We start from the raw sequence: 18,086 nt of genomic DNA on the forward strand, positions 1-18,086 counted from the left end.
TAACGCGGTTAGTGCCTTGACCAGCACGCACTCCCCCACCCAACGGGCACGCACAGCAAAAGCCACCGACGACGTCGTCGTCGGTGGCTCCTTTGCCCGAGAGTGCCTTCTTAGCCCTCTTCGCCCGGGAATTCGCGGGGGTCATTAAACATGCGGCCGAAGCCTTCTTGGCCTTCCAAGGAGTCAATAGCCGCGATTTCATCCTTGCCCAGCTCTAGCTCCGCGGCGGCCAGGTTCTCCTTGAGACGCTCGCTGCGGGCGGACTTCGGAATAACGGAAATGCCCTTGGCCATCAGGTACGCCAGTACCACCTGGCCTTCGGTAGCCTCGTGCGCAGCGGCAATCTTTTCAATCTCCGGGTTATTAAGCACCACGCCGCGCGCCAGCGGAGACCACGCCTCGGTCACGATGCCGTGCTTGTGGTGAAATTCGCGCAGCTCCGGCTGGGTAAAGCCAGGGTGCAGCTCTACTTGGTTGAGAACCGGGGTAATGCCGGTCTTCTCAATGAGGTCCTCGAGGACCTCCTCGTAGAAGTTAGCGACACCGATGGAAGCGATCTGGCCCATCCCCTGTAGGCGGGCAATGGATTCAAAGGTCTCCACGTACAGCCCACCCTGTGGCCATGGCCAGTGGATCAGGTACAGGTCCAAGTAATCCAGCTTCAGCCTCTCCATGGACTCTTGGAAGGCCTGTTCCGCCTTCTGCGCGCCGTGGTGGGAGTGCCAGACCTTGGAGGTAATAAACAGGTCCTCGCGGGTGACGTCGCCCGCGTCAATGGCTTGGTTCAGCGCGGTACCCAATGCCTCTTCGTTCTTATACAGCGTTGCCGTATCAAAGTGGCGGTAGCCCAGGTCAATGGCTTCGCGGACTACGCGAATGCATTCATCTTCATTGAGCTTGTAGGTGCCCAAACCCAGCTGGGGCATCTCACGGTCATCATTGAAAGAAATATGTGGCACAGTCATAGTTCCCATTGTGCCCCAGTTTGCCGTCTCATGCGGCCCCTTGCGGGAACTGACTGCCCAGCACAGCGAAAAACCGGCTCCCCTTAAGGGAAGCCGGTTCAACGATTTTTAGCGCAGTTTAGTCAGCGCGGATGAGGTCAATGATAAAGACCAAGGTGCGGCCGGACAGCGGGTGCGCACCGCCGGCTGGGCCATAGGCCTTTTCCGGCGGGATGATGAGTTGACGGCGACCGCCCACCTTCATTCCCGGGATGCCCTCTTGCCAGCCGGCAATGAGACCGGTCAGTGGGAACTCGATGGACTGACCACGGTCCCACGAGGAATCGAATTCTTGGTTGGTCTCATATTCGGCACCAACGTAGTGGACCTCCACTACGCCACCAGGCTGAGCTTCAGCGCCATCGCCTACGACGATGTCCTCAATGACGAGGTCGGTCGGCGCTGGGCCAGACTGGGCTTCAATAACAGGTTTATCCATGGGGATTAGTCTCCTTGGGAAATCTAGTTTGTTCGTGCGGTCGCAATGAAACCGAACCGAGCTGCACCAATTATAGTGCTCAAGCCCGATTCGGTTGAATTGGGGCGACCAAAAGCGCTAATTAGCGCTCGCTGCGAGGGGTAACCTTGCGCAGGGTTTCACCGGTGTAAATCTGGCGAGGACGGTTGATCTTGGAGTTCATCTCCAGCTGCTCGCGGTACTGAGCAATCCAGCCCGGCAGGCGGCCGATGGCGAAGAGGACGGTGAAGAAGTCCGTCGGGAAGCCCATGGCGCGGTAGATGAGGCCGGTGTAGAAGTCCACGTTCGGGTAGAGCTTGCGGGAGACGAAGTAGTCATCATTCAACGCAATCTCTTCCAGCTTCATGGCCAAGTCCAGCATCGGGTCGCCGCCCAAGTGATCGATGATCTCGTGTGCGGTTTCCTTGACGATGGCCGCGCGTGGGTCGTAGTTCTTGTACACGCGGTGGCCGAAGCCCATCAGGCGAACGCCCTTTTCCTTGTTCTTCACGCGGTTCATGAAGTCGGTAGCGTCGCCGCCGTTGTTCTTCTCGATGTCCTCGAGCATCTCCAGCACGGCCTGATTTGCGCCGCCGTGCAGCGGGCCGGACAGGGCATTGATGCCGCCGGCGATGGAGACGAACATGTTGGCCTGTGCGGAACCAATCATGCGGACGGTGGAGGTGGAGCAGTTCTGCTCGTGGTCAGCGTGCAGGATGAGCAGCTTATCCAGTGCCTTGGAGACAACCGGGTCAACCTCGTACTCCTCGGTGGGGTAACCGAACATCATGCGCAGGAAGTTCTCGCGCGCATTGAGATTGTTATCCGGGTACATATAAGGCTTGCCCTGGGATGCGCGGTAAGCGTAAGCGGCCAGCATCGGCACCTTAGCCAGCAGGCGAACGGTAGCCTTGTCCAGCTGCTCCTCATCCAGTGGATCCAGCTGGTCTTGGTAGTAGCTGGAGAGAATGTTCACGGAGGAAGCAAGCACGGCCATCGGGTGGGCATCGCGCGGGAAGATGTTGAACTGCGCCTTAAAGTCCTCATCCAAGAGGGTGTGGTGGCGGATGGCGCTATTGAACTGCGCCAGTTCCTGCTCATCCGGCAGGTGGCCCTTGATCAGCAGGTAGGAAACCTCATTGAAGGTGGCGTTATTTGCCAATTCAGCAATATCGTAGCCACGGTAACGAAGGATGCCTTCCTCACCGTTAATAAAGGTAATCTTGGACTCGGTGGAGCCGGTGGAGGTGTAGCCGGGGTCGAAGGTAACAAGCCCGGTTTCCTTGCGAAGCTTGGAGATATCGAAGCCGGAATCGCCCTCAGTGGACTGCTTGATATCCATCTCGTACTCGTTGCCAGCGTGCTTGAGTACTACCTTGTTTTCTTCAGTAGACACGGAATTTCCTTTCCCTGTTAAAGAGTTCTTTAAAGGCGCCAACTTACGCCGTGAGCCTTTGACCTATTCACACTCTAGCAAACTTTGTGATACTGCCAACAAGTTTATGGACATCAAAATACCTGCCATCCAACCGGAACTGTTCTACACTAGCGGCATGAGTACTCCAGAAATCACACTGCCAGCAGATCTCTTGCCTTCCGATGGCCGCTTTGGCTGCGGACCCTCCAAGGTACGCCCCGCCCAGATCGAGGCTATTGACCCCGCTATCGTGGGCACCTCGCACCGCCAGCCGGCGGTGAAAAACCTCGTCGGTTCCGTGCGCGAGGGCTTAAGCGATCTCTTCTCGCTTCCGCAGGGATACGAAATTGTTCTGTCCTTGGGCGGCGCCACCGCTTTTTGGGATGCGGCTACCTTCGGCCTCATCGAGCGTCAGTCGGCCCACCTTACCTTTGGTGAGTTCTCCACCAAGTTTGCCAAGGCCTCTTCCAAGGCTCCATGGCTCGATGCCCCGGCCCTGACAGAATCCCCTGTCGGCACCGCCCCGGATCCGCGCGAGCTTGCTGCCGATGCCGATGTCGCCGCCTGGGCCCACAATGAGACCTCAACCGGTGCGATGACGGAGGTTGTCCGCCCCCACCCCCACAACCACCAGCAGCTCGTGCTTGTCGATGCCACCTCTGGCGCCGGCGGCCTTCCCGTTAATATCGCAGAGACCGACGTGTACTACTTCTCGCCGCAGAAGTGCTTCGCTTCCGACGGCGGCCTTTGGCTCGCCGCCATGTCCCCGGCCGCGCTGGAGCGCATCGAAAAGATCAATAACTCCGACCGCTTCATTCCGGAGTTTTTGAACCTGCAGACCGCGGTGAATAACTCCCGCAAGAACCAGACCTATAACACCCCGGCGATTGCCACCCTGCTCATGCTGGATAACCAGATTCAGTGGATGAATGACAATGGCGGCCTCGACGGCATGGTCAAGCGCACCACCGAATCCTCCTCCACGCTGTACAACTGGGCCGAATCCCGCCCAGAGGCCACCCCATTCGTCAGCGAGCCAGCAGCGCGCTCGCTGGTCGTGGGCACCATTGATTTCGACGAATCCGTGGATGCCGCACAACTTGCCGCTACCCTGCGCGCCAACGGCATCCTCGATGTCGAGCCGTACCGCAAGCTGGGCCGCAACCAGCTGCGCGTGGGCATGTTCCCGGCGATTGAAACCGAGGACATCGCCAAGCTCACGCAGTGCATCGACTACGTGCTGGATGCCAACTAAGTCATCAACATGCCCCGCCGCCTCGCATGGCGCGGGGCGTTTTCGCGTTATAGTTGACTGCATCACAGATCCGTCCTTCCGTCGATAGGCAAAGGAGCGCCACACTATGCGCGAGCTGTTTCTCGTTGACAGCGAATCTAGCGAAGACTCATTGGTGCTACGCACCGAAGAAGGCGAAGAGTTTTCCCTTCCCATCACCGATGAGCTGCGTTCCGCCCTCACGCCCACCGCTAGCAAGCCAGAACCGCCGAAGCTAGCGCCGATGCCCAAGCCCTCCCACGAAGAGGAAGAAAAGCAGATCCGGCCGGCGGAGATCCAAAACCGCATCCGTGCCGGTGCTTCCACGGCAGAGCTCGCGGAAGAGATACACGTCGATGAATCGCGCATCGAGCCCTTTGCTTACCCAGTCATGTTGGAGCGCAATCGCATTTCTGAGGTGGCCAAGCAGGCCCACCCAGTGCGCGACGACGGCCCCGCCAAGCTCACCCTGTGGGAAGTACTGGCGAGCTCCTTTGCCGCCCGCGGCCACTCCCTTTCGGAGTCCACGTGGGACGCCTACCGCCACCAGGGCGAGCCGTGGGTTGTGCGCGTGACCTGGAAGGCGGGACTTTCTGAAAACGAGGCGGAATGGACCTTCAAGCAGTCCATGTCCTCCCCCGCTACGGTCGAGGCCCGCAACTCGGTCGCGGCAGACCTTACGGACCCGGACTTCGTGCAACCGGTGCGCTCGCTGACCTCCCTGGGCAGCGGCCGCTACGACGAAGCCATTGACGGCGATCAGCCCGCCAATGTCACCGATATTTCCGGTTCCAGCGAGGAGACGGAAGAAGAGGAATTCCTGCAGAATCCGTCCTCCGAGTCCAAGCCCTCGAAGCGCCGCCGCAAGGCCGTCACCCCACACTGGGAGGACGTGCTCTTGGGCGTTCGTTCCAACACCAAGCGCCCGAGGGACTAAACAGTGGACATCTCTCATGCCGTTCTCACGCTGTGGTACATCTCCAAGCCCGGCGCCGAAGAAGTTCTCAAGACCGAGCCCAAGGCGGACCGCGGGTTCGGCCGCAAGTTCCTAGCCCAGCTCAACCCCAAGTTCCCGGTCACCCCGATTGGGCAATTCCCCCTGAACCGCTCCGCGCAGACGGATCCGAATGAGTACTACATCGGCGGCTACCCGGGCATTACCGTGGTGCAAACGGTCTGCGAGGGCGATTCAGTCCTGCTTTCCCAGCTGCCGAAGGACCTCTTAAACGCGGTTCCTTCCCAGCGGGTTATCGCGCTGGTTAGCAACGCGGACGAAGACTATGCAGGCTTCGCGCTGTGGGAAGGCGGCGAGCTCAAGCGCTGCCTGTGCGCCACCCGTGACCGCCTCTACGAGGACACCGGCCTACCCGAGCCCTTTGAGGCGCCGTTCTGGGCCGGTGAAAAGGACGAATCCCTCGGCGGCATTTCCCTGCCGTTTCGGCCCCACAGCATAATGGAGGCCGCCCAAGAACACTGGTTGGGCATCACCGTGGGACAGGAAGGCCCGGACCTGGACGTCGTGGGCTATGCCGTCGACGGGCGCCCAGAGCCCAAGATCGATCCGCCGAAGCCAAAGCAGCCGGTCAGCGAGTTCGCCGCCCAATCCGCAAACAGGCTGGGCCTCAACGACTATGACGACTACGAGGACCACGATGCCGAGCCGGATTCCACTGGCGATGAGATCCTTTCCACCGCGAAGCAGCTCGGTTCGCTGATTGGCAACTGGCTGCGTCAGACGTTTAAGTCACTTAAGGATCGCTGGCGCTCATAAAAGGAAATGGCGGCCGCGGTCGCAACGTTTAGGGAATCAGTTCCTGGGGCCATTGGTATCCGCGCGCGGATATCGGTGGCCTTCATTGCGTGCTCGGTAAGCCCAGGGCCCTCCGCGCCAACGAGCATGGCCACCTTGTCCTGCCCGTGCATGGCCTCTGCCAGGTGCACCGCCTGGGGGTTGGGGGTTAAGGAAATGAGGGTAAAGGAGGCATCGGCAAGCGCCTGCAAGGAGCGCTGCCACGTGGTGAAACCTCCCTCCAAATGGGCAAAGGGCACGCGCAGCGCGTGGCCCATGGATACGCGCACCGAGCGTCGATAGAGCGGATCCGCCGCACCTGAGCCCAGCAGCACCGCATCCACGTTCATGCCGGCCGCGTGGCGGAAAATGGCGCCGATATTTTCATGATCCCCCACGCCCTCCAGCACGGCGATGGTGCGGGAACGCTCCAGAATCTCGCCCACCTCCGGCTCTGGGGCGCGGCCCGCAGCGGCAACCAACCCGCGGTGCATATCAAAGCCTGCGACCTCCGCGAGGGTTTCGCGCGAGACCTCGTAGACGGGGCACTCCGGCTCGCCGTACTCGGCAAAGAAGGCCTCCAGCTTGTGGGGAAAGCCCACCAGGCAGCGCATGGGGAACCGCGATTCCATCAGGCGGGCGGCCACCAAGGGGCCTTCTGCAATGACCAAACCCTCGCCGGATTTATCGGATTTGTTGAGGTTCCGAATATCGTCCAGGCGAGGGTCACGGGGATCAGAAATATGCATGCCTTCCAGGCTAGCCGATGGCCTCCGAAATCGGATCGATGCCAAAGTAAATGACGAACAAGCCCGCCAGTAGCCACATGATCCAGTGCACTTGCTTGGCCTTACCAGCGAAGGTGGACATGAGCGCGAAGGTAATAAAGCCCACACCAATGCCGTTGGCAATGGAATAGGTAAACGGCATTACCACGATGGTAAGGAAGGCTGGGATGGCTACTTCCATGCGCGTCCACGGGATATCCGTAAGCTGCGCGGCCATCATCACGCCGACGATGACCAGGACGGGCGCCGCCACCTCGATGGGCACGATCTCATAGAGCGGGGTGAAAAACATCGCTGCGATAAACAACAGGCCGGTCATGATATTGGCCAGGCCGGTGCGCGCGCCATCGGCAATGCCGGCAGAGGAATCCGCGAAGACGGTATTCGAGGATGCCGAGCCCAAACCACCGGCGACCGCGCCGGCGCCTTCCACAACCAGCGCCTTCTTCATGCCCGGCAGGTTGCCGTTGTCATCCACGAGCTTGGCCTGCTTACCCAGCCCGGTCATGGTACCCATGGCATCAAAGAAGTTGGTCAGCAGCAGGGTAAAGATGAGCAGAACCGTGGAGATCACGCCAATATTGGCAAAGGCGCCAACCAGGTTCACATCGCCCACGATGGAAAGATCCGGCAGGCCTCCCAGCGCATCCGGGGCTTCTGGTGCGGCCATGCCCCAGTCCTCCGAGTCCGTGAGCGCCTGGACAATAAAGGCAATCACGGTATTCAGGATGATGGCAATAAATAGCCCACCGGGCACATTGCGGATGACCATGAAGGCGCAAATGATAAGGCCAATGACAAAGACCACCGCCGGCCAGGTGGCAATCGAACCATTAATGCCTAGGCCCACCGGCACGGTGGTCTGCGCGGCATCGGGCACGCGGGTAACAAACCCGCCGTCCACGAAACCGATCATGGCGATGAACATGCCAATGCCCACGCCCATAGCGGCCTTCATGGGCTGCGGGATGGCGTCAAATACCGCGGTGCGGAATCCGGACACGGCGAGCAGGACGATGATAAGGCCCTCGATTACCACGAGGCCCATGGCTTCTTGCCAGGTCAGCCCGCTGGTGGCGACCATGCTGACGGCGACGAAGGTATTCATGCCCAGGCCCGCGGCCATGGCGAAAGGGTACTTCGCAATCGCACCGAAGGCAATAGACATCACTCCGGCGACCAGCGCGGTGGCGGCCGCAACCTGCGGCACGCCTAAGGTATAGCCTTCCGCATCCGGGCTCGTGCCCAGAATGAGCGGGTTGAGCAAAATAATATATGCCATGGCGAAGAACGAGACCGTTCCCGCGCGTAGCTCGGTTCCGATGGTGGAACCGCGTTCAGAAATGTGGAAATAGCGATCGAGAGTGGCTTTCACGCCGTGCCCTTTCACGTAGAGCGGTATTTTTACGCCCTAAGTGTGCTGCTTTAATCCCCAAATTCAAAATCTTGGTAAATAGGCTTTTCGTCATCGAAGGCCGCGGCCGGCGCCTTCTCCTCACTCACCCGCGTCTGCGAATGCGCACCACACCCGTAGCGCGCATGCACCACGCGGCCATCAGCGGAATACTCATTGGCACATACCCCAAAGTTATCCATGAGCCGCATATAAAACGCGCACGTGCGACACTGCAGGTGCGCCTTGGCTGCCATCTCCGAGGTCGGGCCATATTCTTCTTGCCAGCGCTGCTTGGCATCCGCCAGACCTTTGGCAGAAAGCTCATTTCCGTTCAGGCGCTCATCATCAATGGCCGGCGGCATGAGATCCCCCGGACCCAAATCCCCCGGCAGCACGCGGTCCTCATACGGCACCCATTCTGGTGCCTGCAGCGCCTCCCCGCCCGGTACCAGCGCCACCTCATTGACGGTGACGTAGCGCGAGCCTTCCGCGCATGCGAGTACGGCCTGCCATTCCCAGCCTGGGTAGCCGGGCATATCCGCCGCAAAGCGATGGGTGACAACGTTGCGGCCCATTCCGGCTACGCCCCTATGCTTGCCGATGCCCCCTTCCCCCACCTCTTCCAATGCCTCACGCGCGATGCGTACGGCGCGGGAATCGATCAACGGATTTGCTTTTCGCTTACTCACGCCCCTCATTATTCATGATGGCCCGCCGACAGTGGTACATATGGTGCATGCCGTTTCTCCGCCGCGCCGCGCTCATTGCCGTGCCCTGCTGCGCCTTGACCGCTTGTTCCTCAGACTCTCCCGATGCTTCCTCCCCCGATCACCTTTCAGTGGAAGTCCTCGATAGGGCACCGCTACCGGAGAACTCCTTTACACAAGGCCTCGAAGAAGACGGCGAGGGCAACCTCCTGCTCGGCACCGGGCAATGGGGCGAATCCAAACTCATCCGTTTCTCCCCTGAGACCGGCGAGGTCCTCCAAGACCACGCCCTGGATGACTCACTTTTTGGAGAGGGCATTACCCAATATGGCGATTCCATCTGGCAGTTGACCTGGAAGCGCGGGCAGGCCCTGCGCTATGACGGCGACTTCCAGCGCACGGACACCGCCACCTATGCCGGCGAGGGCTGGGGGCTATGCGCCAACCAGGACGAGCTCATAATGTCCGATGGCACCTCTACCCTGCGGCACATGGATCCAGAGACCTTTGCGGAGCTCTCGACCACCGAGGTCACCCTCGAGGGCTCGCCCGTGGAAGATCTCAATGAGCTGGAATGCGTGGACGGTGATGTCTACGCCAATGTGTGGGGCAGTGAAGATATCTACCGCATCGATCTCTCTTCTGGCGAGGTAACCGCGGTGATTTCTACCGATGCCATCGATAAATCGAAATATACCGATCCCGATGATGTCTTAAACGGCATCGCACATATCGAGGGCACCGATGAATTCTGGCTTACCGGCAAGCGGTGGGATGAGCTCTACCGCGTTCGAGTAAAATAATGGGCCATGGCAACCCGTAAGGAAGCAAGGAAAAAGTCGCTGCTGCAAATCCTCGCGCTCATCGTGGTCGTGGCGGTCATCGTCGCCTCCGTGGTGATCTTTCAGAGCTGGCGCAATTCGCGCCCGGGCCCGGAGCCGAGCGAGATTGCTATTACCGCCTCCGTGGGGGATAACACCAAGGAGGTTACGCCCTACCTCGTATGCGAGCCGGGAACAGATTGCCCCGAAGGAGATGTCCCCCAACTAACGGTGGGCGAGGATGACACCTTGCATCTGGACATCCCCGGGGAGATTTCTAATCATGAATGGAAGGTGCTGTCTATCTATGATGACCCCGCCGCCAATGACGAAACCTCTCATGGTGCGAATGAAACGACCGAGGTAGATATCCCCGGTTCGGTAGATCCCATCGAGGCATCGACTGGCGAGCGCCCCCGGCTCATGGTGGTGGAAGTCTCCTCCCTCATGATTGGCACCGACGAAGATGGCGAAGAAACCCCCCTCGCCACCGTGTGGTCCCTATCCACCATGGATGATTAACTATCTAAATCCTTCGCAATTGCGCGGAGGATTTCTGCTACTTGGCGCCCAGTCTTGCGCTCGGGGTAGCGACCCGAGTTCAGTACCGGCTGCACCTGCGATTCCAGCAGGGTCATAACATCTGAGACCATGCTGCCGAGCTCTTCCGGCTTGCGCGACGGCGTGCGACGGCGCGGCTTGTCCAGCACACGCACCCGCAGTGCCTGCGGCCCGCGGCGCCCCGCCGCGAAATCGAATTCGATGCGCTGACCCGGAAAGATTTCTTCTACTCCCTTAGGCAGGACATTCCGGCCGACGTAGACGTCTTCATCGCCCGGGTTGCTAACGAAACCGAAACCTTTCTCGGCGTCATACCACTTCACTTTGCCAATGGGCATAGGTATCCACCTCTTCTCTTGGGTAAATTCTTAAGTTTAGCTGGAAGTTATACAGAACAGAAGTTCCACGTGTCGTGTGGCATAGTTCACAACACTGTCACTACCTGCGGAAATATTGCGGACGGAACCACAATAGTCTCAATTCTTTCCCATTTAGTGCCCAGAACGTGACTATTTCGTTATAAACCACTACGCTGGCCCTCAGTGTCGCCGCAAAGAAGGTTTCCCTGCCCATCCTTTCTTCTAGGCGCAAAACATTTACACGAAAACGGGCACTACGGAAAGGACTACTTTTATGGGACGCCACTCCGCTAAGACTAACCACTTTGCCGCCAAGTTCACCGCAGGCACCGTTGCCTTGGGCGCAGCCGCTGCCATCATGGCACCGAACGCCGCCGCTGCCCCTGACTCCGACTGGGACCGCCTCGCGCAGTGCGAGTCCGGCGGTGACTGGCACATCAACACCGGCAATGGCTACCACGGCGGCCTGCAGTTCAACCCCCAGACCTGGCAGGCATACGGTGGCGGTGAGTTCGCCCCTACCGCTAACCAGGCAACCCGCGAGCAGCAGATTGTCATCGCTGAGCGCACCCTGGCTAACCAGGGATGGGGCGCATGGCCTGCATGCTCGGCTTCCCTTGGCCTGAACTCCGCGCCGACCGAGCGCACCGCCCCTTCCGCACCTGCTGAAGCACCGCAGCCAGTACAGCAGGCAGCAGAAAACAAGTCCGATGAGCTCGCCGTAGACGCCGTCTACAACCTCGTTAAGGACACCGCTAACGCTTACGGCCTGCAGCTACCGGCACAGATTTCGGACGCCTACCACGCCAACCGCCACGACTTTAACGCGTTCTACTCCGCTAACCGCGACGTCATCGACCCGATTGCACAGCTGGTTGAGACCTTCAGCCGCTAAATAAGCGCATAAAAATTCCCCTAGCCTTCTGCGGCAAGGGGAATTTTTTAGCGGTTGATGCGGGTATAAGGGTGAACGTAGTTCAACTTCTCTGCCGGCATCGGCAACACCAAATCATCGCCATAAGGGCTGGAAGCACCAGCAAAAGGCGCAGAAATTTCCGTAATTGCATGCTCGCGGTGTTCATTGTCCGGCCACGCCGGGGAAACAAAGCCATTCTTTTCATTCGACATAGCTTTATTATTTCAAACCTCGGGCAAAAACGTAACTCAATCGGGCGCTAAAATTGTGATTTATCATGACTCAGTCCTCCCACCTCCCGCATTTTCGCACCTGGCTTAATTCCCTTTCAGAAGAGGAACTGGCCACCATCCTTCGCCACCGCCCCGATGTTTTAACCCCGTTGCCGCCCTCCATCGCGGCGCTGGCCACGCGGCTCCTCTTGCGCACCTCTATCGCCCGAGCGCTAGCAGAGTGTAACGCACAGCAGTTGGCGGTGCTGGAGGACATCGCCAAGCGCGGCGGCGAGCTTGCAGAGGTAGAAGACCACAACCCCGCCATCACCCGCGAGCTCAAGGAACGCGGCCTCGCCTTTGGCGCGGTGCAGATTCCGCCAGAGGTCATGCCTGCGCTGCCCACCGGCTGGTCGCTGCTTAATCAGCTCGAGGTATCGCCCGCAACAATCGATACCCTTGCTGAAGACGAACGCCACGTCCTTGCCACCCTGGCGCGCTCCAATGGCATCGGTACCACCCGCGAGACCAATCCGTCCCACCCCGTGCCGCGGCTGATTGCCAAGCATCTCTTGCAGCGCGTCGACTCCCAGACCGTTCGCCTCCCGCGCGAGGTGCACCGCGCCATGAAGGGGCAGACCGTCCCCTACATTCCCACCGAGCCCTCCGCGCGGCGCGGCGAGCCCACCGTTGACCGCAAGGCCGATGACGCCGGTACCGCCGCGGGCCTGTCCGTGGTGCGCGGCATGCAACAGCTGATTTCTTCCCTCGGTGCCCGGCCGATCGAGCTGCTCAAGGATAAAACCGTCGGCGTGCGCCCCCTTGCCCAGCTCAGCAAGCAGCTGGACATCGCGGAACCAGAACTGCGCCGCCTGATTACGCTTGGCCTGTCCGCGCGGCTTATCAACCGCGGCGAACCGTCCGGGTACGAGGGAAACTTCCTTGCACCCACCGATTCCGCCCAAGAGTGGCTCGATGCAGGATTAGCCGCGCAGTGGCGCGTGCTCCTCGTGGCCTGGGAACACTCCCCCTGGACCCCGTGGGAATCTGGCCGGGTACTCGCCGCCAGCACCGACCGCCTGCCCAAGTTTCGCCGGCATATCCTCGATGTTTACCTCAACTCCGCACAGCCGCTGTCCGCAGCTGAATTTCAAGCGGATCTGCATTTTTCCTTTCCCCTTTTTGCCACGCACACCTCCCCAGAGACCATCGAGGAGCTGCACCGCGAGGCGGAATGGATCGGCGCCATCGCGCTCGGGCGAGCCACCAGCGTGCTTATCGATGGCTTCGATGCCGCCGATACCCTCACCCCCGACACCATCGACTATTTCCTGGTCCAGGCGGATATGACCGTGCTAGTGCCAGGGCCCCTCGAGCCCGCGGCCCACCACACCCTGGAGTCCCTCGCGGACTTGGAATCACCAGGACTCGCCAGCGTTTACCGCATTAGCGATGCCTCCCTTCGCCGCGGCCTCGACCGCGGGATGGCGGGCACGGAGATCCGCGATTTCTTCGCCGCGCATGGCGATGTCCCGCATACGTTGGAGTTCCACATCGAGGACATCACCAAGCGCCACGGCACCTTGCGCTCCGGTCCTGCCCTGTCCTACCTGCGCAGCGAGGACCCAGCCCTCTTGCAGATCGCCGCGAAGGCCGCTCCGCTGCGCCTGCTGGCCCCCACGGTCGCGATTTCCCAGCTGCGCGTCAGCGAGCTGTTGGAGCGCCTGCGCGAAAACGGCCTCTCCCCCGCTGCCGAGGACGAAAACGGCGCTAGCTTGTCCATCGCGCCCGAGCCCGCAACGCTTCCCACACCCAGCCCTCGCGCCCAGGCCGCGCCGCCGGATATCGCGCGTGCGCTGCGCAACCTCACCACCGGCGAGGCCCCGAGCCTGCCCAACCTGGATCTGGTCCACGCCGCCGCGCGCACCGCACGCCCCATCACCATTGGCTACGCCGATAAAAATGGCAATACCAAGACCCGCACCGTCACCCCACTGACCGTCGCCGGTGGCCAAATCGATGCCCGCGCCGCCGATGGCTCCACCATCCGGTTTCCCTTGCACCGCATCACCTCCGTTACCCTAGACGCATGAACGGACCACTGATTGTGCAGTCGGACAAGACCGTCTTGCTGGAAGTCGATCATCCAGATTCCGCAGCTGCGCGCACCGCCCTCGCGCCGTTCGCGGAGCTGGAGCGCGCCCCAGAGCACGTGCATACCTACCGCATTACTTCCCTGGCACTCTGGAATGCCCGCGCCGCCGGGCACGACGCCGAGCAGGTCGTCGATGTCCTAGAAACCTACTCCCGGTTCCCGGTCCCGCAATCGCTGCTTGTCGATGTCGCCGAGACCATGTCCCGCTACGGCCGCGTCCGCCTCCAGGCGCACCCCGCCCACGGGCTCATCCTCGAATCCGAAGAGCCCGCTATCCTCACCGAGCTCTCCCGCGGCAAGGTAGGAAAACTGCTGGGTTCGCGCATCGATGACAACACCATCGCCGTGGCTCCTTCAGAACGCGGCCGCCTCAAGCAAGAACTCCTCAAGGCCGGCTGGCCCGCCGAAGACCTTGCCGGCTATATCGACGGCGAATCTCACCCCATCGCGCTCAACGAGGACGGCTGGCACCTGCGCGATTACCAGGAATACGCCACCGATGCCTTCTGGTCCGGCGGCTCCGGCGTCGTCGTGCTGCCCTGCGGTGCCGGCAAAACCATCGTCGGTGCCGCCGCCATGGCAAAGGCGCAATCCACCACCCTCATCTTGGTCACCAATACCGTCGCCGGCCGCCAGTGGCGCGACGAGCTGCTGCGCCGCACCACGCTTTCTCCAAACGATATCGGCGAATACTCCGGCGAGAAGAAGGAAATCAAGCCGATTACCATCGCCACCTATCAAGTGGTCACGCGGAAAACCAAGGGTGAATACCGCGCCCTCGAGCTCTTCGATTCCCGCGACTGGGGCCTTATTATCTACGACGAGGTCCACCTGCTTCCCGCACCCGTATTCCGCATGACCTCGGACCTGCAATCGCGGCGCCGGCTAGGGCTTACCGCCACCCTCGTGCGCGAGGATGGCCGTGAAGGCGATGTGTTCTCCCTCATCGGACCGAAGCGTTACGATGCGCCGTGGAAAGAGCTGGAAATGGCCGGCTACATCGCCACCGCGGAGTGCATCGAGGTCCGCGTGGATATGGATCCGGAAGAACGCATGTTCTATGCCACCGCGCAGCCGCGCGACCGCTACCGCATCGCCGCACAAGCCTCGGCTAAGCTCCGCGCCGTCGATAAGATCCTTGCTTCCCACGACCAGCAAGCGCTCATCATCGGCGGATACGTGGACCAACTGCGCGAATTAGGTGAACACCTCGATGCCCCCGTCATCGATGGCACCACCTCTACCGCCAAGCGCGAAAAGCTCTTCCAGCAATTTCGTAAGGGCGTGCTATCCATCCTCGTCGTATCCAAAGTGGCCAACTTCTCCATTGACCTGCCCGAAGCTGCACTAGCCATCCAGGTCTCCGGCACCTTTGGCTCCCGCCAAGAGGAAGCACAACGCCTCGGCCGCCTGCTGCGTCCGAAGGAAACCGCGGCGCTCTTTTATACGCTAGTCACCCGCGACAGCCTAGATGCGGACTACGCCATGCACCGCCAACGCTTCCTCGCCGAGCAAGGATATGCCTACCGGCTCATGGACGCAGTAGACTTAGGCCAATGAAGATCTTTAAGTTCGACGTTGACGAGTCCTTTGCTAAGGCCAATAACGAGTTATTGCGCGATTCCAACCGCCTTCGCGTATCCGGGCTTATCTTCGGCCTCATCCTGATCATCGCCGGCGCCGCCGTGTGGTGGAGCTTTTCCTGGGGGATAACCGTGGGATTAGGGCTCATCCTCTTTGGCATCGTCGTTGCCGTCGTCGGCGTCGCCGCCGCAAGCAAGGTGGGAACGGCCCAATCGCTGTATGATTCTTATCCGCTCGCTCCCGCCGTCATCGCACAGGTCAACGAACGAGACATGATCCTTCTTGCCTTGGTGAATACCAATGTGGATCCGTCCCTTCCCCCACGCTGGGGCGCGTGCCTGCGCACGGTAACCTCCATTCCCGGCGTCCAACGCACCGTGGGCACCAAGGTGCCTGTCGCCGCTGTGTCCGGCCAGCGTTCTACTTCCGATAAGGAGCATTGGCAGCAAATCTCCCCCATGCCCATTGCTTGGGGAACCCCCGATGCTGAAACCGTCACCATCGCCCGCAAATCCATCCCCCAGGAACAATGGCAGCGCCTAGAGCGCGCCCGAAAGCGGCTTTCCGATGTCAAATCCACCCGCTATGACCTGCTCGTCCTCTAGTCAGGACTCTCAAGCACCAGATTGTTTCTGGTGCTTTTTCTTTTACCTTTGCCAAATGGTTAAAGGTAAATATTGCGTCGATGTCCTACATCGATGACGTTGACGACCACCGTTTCATCGAGGATGGAAACAATCACTCGATAATCCTCTACTCTCCACCGCCACAATCCAGACTTGTCCGCGACGAGCCCCTTACCGCGCACACGAGGATCGTCTAACTCTGCTACCTCACGAAGGAACTTACTGATTTGTTTCTGTACCGGTTTGTCGAGCTTCCGGAACGCCTTCGCCGCACGCGGGGTGAACTCAATCGACCAAACCACACTCGTCCTCTAAATCCTGCAAAGAGATCGTGTCCAATTCTCCGCGTCGGGCTGCTTCGGATTCGGCTTCGAGCGCATACACATACTCAAGTTCATCGAGGTAGGAATCTAGGGCCTTGCGAAGATAGAAGGCTCCAGTCCGCCCAGTCCGCGAAGCAAGCGCATCTAGGCGCTCTTTCTGCTTCGCGTTAACGCGCAAACTAATTACTGACTCGCTCATGTAAACATGTTTACAACAAGTAAAGCGATTTGTACACCACCCCATGAGCATTGCCCGCGGTTTGCTGTAGTCACGTTGTAATGCTGACTTCCTGCACACTCATAGTCACGAATTTTGCGTTTTCTCAGTAACCAAATCAAGCGATAAGGGAAACCTCGTCCAGTCGCCTTAAAATGACATGCCGTTCGGCGTAGCGACGGCGCAGGCCTGTCAAAAACACGTTGAAGTCCACATCCCAGGGATCCCCAAGTTCCGCCGACTTTTCTCTCATGGTCTGCAGCAGCTCGATGCCCATGTCGCGACCAACCTTAGTCGAATCTAGGTAAGTTGCGACATCGTCGCGAACGAAGGGAAGAGCCTGAGCCGGGAGGTCATCGAGGAATCGTTGCGCCATTGACTGCTCCATTCCCGCCTTTATGACGGTTCTCCAGGCAAGTCCAGGGTCTTCAAGGCACAAGTGCTGGAACATCGCTAAGTCCCACGGCTTCGCCGCCAACGTGTCTTGTATATGCGCCGCAGATTTCGCCTTGTCGGTGCCCGCAGCATAGAGTTGTTGAGCGAACGACAGTTCTGGATATGTGTCGAATACACTGCGAGCCACGCGCTCCGAGTGTTCGGGAAAATGCTCCTTAGCAAGTACGGCCCAACCCGAGGCGATATTTCGGATTTCCGCTGGGGCGCACTCACCAACTGCCTTCTCGGACCAATCGAAGGCAAGATCGTAGCGGCCTATATCACAAAGGCCGGCAATAATCTCCTCATAGCGCGACGCCGCACTTCCCTTGAGACCATGGGTACGAAGGACGGCCTCACTAGTTCCTTCTAGTACCGCTAACCGACGCCCCACGTATCCACTACCTTGCTCCGCCGTATTCCACGAACGGATGCGAGCCACCCCCTCTTCACCAAAGGCAGGTGCCAAATAGACTGGGTCGAGGTCGATTTCTTCCGCTGGGAGAATCTGATTCATTCGTATAAACCAGTCGGCCAAAGCGCAACCAGAATAACTAGCTTGCTGTGCCGCGGAGGAAACTACCCGCGCCAAGACTTCGCCGGCATCCCTTACGGCATGGGCGTAGTCATTGACCCGAGGAATAGTCTTGAGGACCTCTTCTACCGCATCTAGACCAACAAGCACGATATCGGATGGACTTGGCGGCACGATCCCAGAAAGTTGTGCAGGATCCTCTTCTGCCTGTTCTAAAAGCTCAGCGGCTTCATATATACGGTCACTGTAATACACGCCCCGGGCACCTTTGTTCAGATCGGGATCATTAGACCGGACAAGACCGGTTACCGCCTGTGCAAGAGTTCTCATGGGATTCAGTATAGAAAATTCTGGGATCACGAAGAAGAGGGGCAAGCACACCGTTGGAATCGGTGTCCTTGCCCCTCTCGGTACAAACTTTATTTTGTTGTTTGTTTGTTGTTTGGTGTCGGCGGTGACTTACTCTCCCACAACCTCCCGGTTGCAGTACCATCAGCGTGTACAGGCTTAG

At 59.7% G+C, this 18,086-nt stretch carries 20 protein-coding genes; 9 read left to right on the forward strand and 11 right to left on the reverse strand.

The genetic code is table 11. The annotated features are described in order from the left end of the window. Positions 1–110: 110 nt before the first annotated feature. The 3 genes from ABRP95_RS05710 to ABRP95_RS05720 all read right to left on the reverse strand — a co-directional run bounded on the left by ABRP95_RS05710 (position 111) and on the right by ABRP95_RS05720 (position 2,857). On the reverse strand, positions 111–974 hold the full coding sequence (locus ABRP95_RS05710; RefSeq protein ID WP_284796822.1) for an aldo/keto reductase: 864 nt from the start codon (positions 972–974) through the stop codon (positions 111–113). A gap of 109 nt (positions 975–1,083) precedes the next feature. Next, on the reverse strand, positions 1,084–1,443 hold the full coding sequence (locus tag ABRP95_RS05715; RefSeq protein WP_005279843.1) for an FKBP-type peptidyl-prolyl cis-trans isomerase: 360 nt from the start codon (positions 1,441–1,443) through the stop codon (positions 1,084–1,086). Between the two features lie 121 nt (positions 1,444–1,564). Beyond that, positions 1,565–2,857: a citrate synthase gene (locus ABRP95_RS05720; RefSeq protein ID WP_284796821.1), complete on the reverse strand. Its 1,293-nt coding sequence runs from the start codon at positions 2,855–2,857 to the stop codon at positions 1,565–1,567. A gap of 157 nt (positions 2,858–3,014) precedes the next feature. Here ABRP95_RS05720 and serC point away from each other — a divergent pair, with 157 nt between their 5' ends. The 3 genes from serC to ABRP95_RS05735 all read left to right on the forward strand — a co-directional run bounded on the left by serC (position 3,015) and on the right by ABRP95_RS05735 (position 5,922). Then, positions 3,015–4,133, forward strand: coding sequence for a phosphoserine transaminase (serC, locus tag ABRP95_RS05725; RefSeq protein WP_349839084.1), 1,119 nt, complete (start codon positions 3,015–3,017; stop codon positions 4,131–4,133). Between the two features lie 106 nt (positions 4,134–4,239). Beyond that, positions 4,240–5,088, forward strand: coding sequence for a septation protein SepH (gene sepH / locus ABRP95_RS05730; RefSeq protein WP_284770569.1), 849 nt, complete (start codon positions 4,240–4,242; stop codon positions 5,086–5,088). 3 nt (positions 5,089–5,091) lie between these two features. After that, positions 5,092–5,922, forward strand: a complete 831-nt coding sequence (locus tag ABRP95_RS05735) for a DUF6928 family protein (protein ID WP_284770568.1) — start codon at positions 5,092–5,094, stop codon at positions 5,920–5,922. Here ABRP95_RS05735 and ABRP95_RS05740 read toward each other — a convergent pair. The 3 genes from ABRP95_RS05740 to ABRP95_RS05750 are packed head-to-tail and all read right to left on the reverse strand — an operon-like array spanning position 5,883 to position 8,822. After that, positions 5,883–6,689 carry a TrmH family RNA methyltransferase gene (locus ABRP95_RS05740; protein WP_284770567.1) on the reverse strand — a complete coding sequence of 269 codons (807 nt, stop codon included), beginning with the start codon at positions 6,687–6,689 and terminating at the stop codon, positions 5,883–5,885. The genes ABRP95_RS05735 and ABRP95_RS05740 overlap by 40 nt on opposite strands. 10 nt (positions 6,690–6,699) lie before the next feature. Beyond that, positions 6,700–8,103 carry an NCS2 family permease gene (locus ABRP95_RS05745; protein WP_349839085.1) on the reverse strand — a complete coding sequence of 468 codons (1,404 nt, stop codon included), beginning with the start codon at positions 8,101–8,103 and terminating at the stop codon, positions 6,700–6,702. A gap of 50 nt (positions 8,104–8,153) precedes the next feature. Beyond that, positions 8,154–8,822 carry a DUF3027 domain-containing protein gene (locus ABRP95_RS05750; protein WP_284853783.1) on the reverse strand — a complete coding sequence of 223 codons (669 nt, stop codon included), beginning with the start codon at positions 8,820–8,822 and terminating at the stop codon, positions 8,154–8,156. Between the two features lie 5 nt (positions 8,823–8,827). Here ABRP95_RS05750 and ABRP95_RS05755 point away from each other — a divergent pair, with 5 nt between their 5' ends. Beyond that, complete coding sequence (locus tag ABRP95_RS05755; RefSeq protein ID WP_485875047.1) at positions 8,828–9,634, forward strand: glutaminyl-peptide cyclotransferase; 807 nt, start codon at positions 8,828–8,830, stop codon at positions 9,632–9,634. Between the two features lie 6 nt (positions 9,635–9,640). Then, positions 9,641–10,174 carry a DUF2771 domain-containing protein gene (locus ABRP95_RS05760; protein ID WP_349839087.1) on the forward strand — a complete coding sequence of 178 codons (534 nt, stop codon included), beginning with the start codon at positions 9,641–9,643 and terminating at the stop codon, positions 10,172–10,174. Here the strand turns inward: ABRP95_RS05760 and ABRP95_RS05765 are convergent. Beyond that, positions 10,171–10,551 (reverse strand): cold-shock protein, encoded by a 381-nt coding sequence (locus tag ABRP95_RS05765; protein ID WP_005279828.1) that lies wholly within the window; start codon positions 10,549–10,551, stop codon positions 10,171–10,173. The two genes, ABRP95_RS05760 and ABRP95_RS05765, sit on opposite strands and share 4 nt — an antisense overlap. Before the next feature lie 295 nt (positions 10,552–10,846). On the opposite strand from ABRP95_RS05765, the gene ABRP95_RS05770 reads away from it, so the two are divergent. After that, positions 10,847–11,467, forward strand: a complete 621-nt coding sequence (locus ABRP95_RS05770; protein WP_284770562.1) for a resuscitation-promoting factor Rpf1 domain-containing protein — start codon at positions 10,847–10,849, stop codon at positions 11,465–11,467. 47 nt (positions 11,468–11,514) lie between these two features. Here ABRP95_RS05770 and ABRP95_RS05775 read toward each other — a convergent pair whose 3' ends face one another. Continuing rightward, a complete protein-coding gene (locus ABRP95_RS05775; protein ID WP_005279826.1) occupies positions 11,515–11,700 on the reverse strand; it encodes a hypothetical protein in 186 nt (61 codons plus the stop codon). Positions 11,701–11,765: 65 nt separating this feature from the next. Between ABRP95_RS05775 and ABRP95_RS05780 the strand changes: the two genes are divergently transcribed. Genes ABRP95_RS05780 through ABRP95_RS05790 form a run of 3 tightly spaced genes read left to right on the forward strand, consistent with a single transcriptional unit; the run spans position 11,766 to position 16,044 of the window. After that, the gene (locus ABRP95_RS05780; protein WP_349839088.1) at positions 11,766–13,793 is read left to right on the forward strand and encodes a helicase-associated domain-containing protein; all 2,028 of its coding nucleotides are present in this window, start codon (positions 11,766–11,768) and stop codon (positions 13,791–13,793) included. Then, positions 13,790–15,415: a DNA repair helicase XPB gene (locus ABRP95_RS05785; protein ID WP_349839089.1), complete on the forward strand. Its 1,626-nt coding sequence runs from the start codon at positions 13,790–13,792 to the stop codon at positions 15,413–15,415. Before ABRP95_RS05780 ends, ABRP95_RS05785 begins: the two co-directional genes overlap by 4 nt. Next, positions 15,412–16,044: a DUF3239 domain-containing protein gene (locus ABRP95_RS05790; RefSeq protein WP_284770559.1), complete on the forward strand. Its 633-nt coding sequence runs from the start codon at positions 15,412–15,414 to the stop codon at positions 16,042–16,044. The genes ABRP95_RS05785 and ABRP95_RS05790 overlap by 4 nt, the downstream gene beginning before the upstream one ends. Before the next feature lie 59 nt (positions 16,045–16,103). On the opposite strand, the gene ABRP95_RS05795 is transcribed toward ABRP95_RS05790, so the two are convergent. From ABRP95_RS05795 to ABRP95_RS05805, 3 genes are all read right to left on the reverse strand, one after another. Beyond that, complete coding sequence (locus ABRP95_RS05795; RefSeq protein WP_284783513.1) at positions 16,104–16,367, reverse strand: type II toxin-antitoxin system RelE family toxin; 264 nt, start codon at positions 16,365–16,367, stop codon at positions 16,104–16,106. Next, complete coding sequence (gene relB / locus ABRP95_RS05800) at positions 16,351–16,587, reverse strand: type II toxin-antitoxin system RelB family antitoxin (RefSeq protein WP_284630014.1); 237 nt, start codon at positions 16,585–16,587, stop codon at positions 16,351–16,353. Before relB ends, ABRP95_RS05795 begins: the two co-directional genes overlap by 17 nt. 136 nt (positions 16,588–16,723) lie before the next feature. Next, positions 16,724–17,905, reverse strand: a complete 1,182-nt coding sequence (locus ABRP95_RS05805) for a hypothetical protein (protein ID WP_284771367.1) — start codon at positions 17,903–17,905, stop codon at positions 16,724–16,726. Positions 17,906–18,086: the final 181 nt, after the last annotated feature.

Source organism: Corynebacterium sp. KPL2895 (assembly GCF_040225815.1).
GTDB lineage: Bacteria > Actinomycetota > Actinomycetes > Mycobacteriales > Mycobacteriaceae > Corynebacterium > Corynebacterium rhinophilum.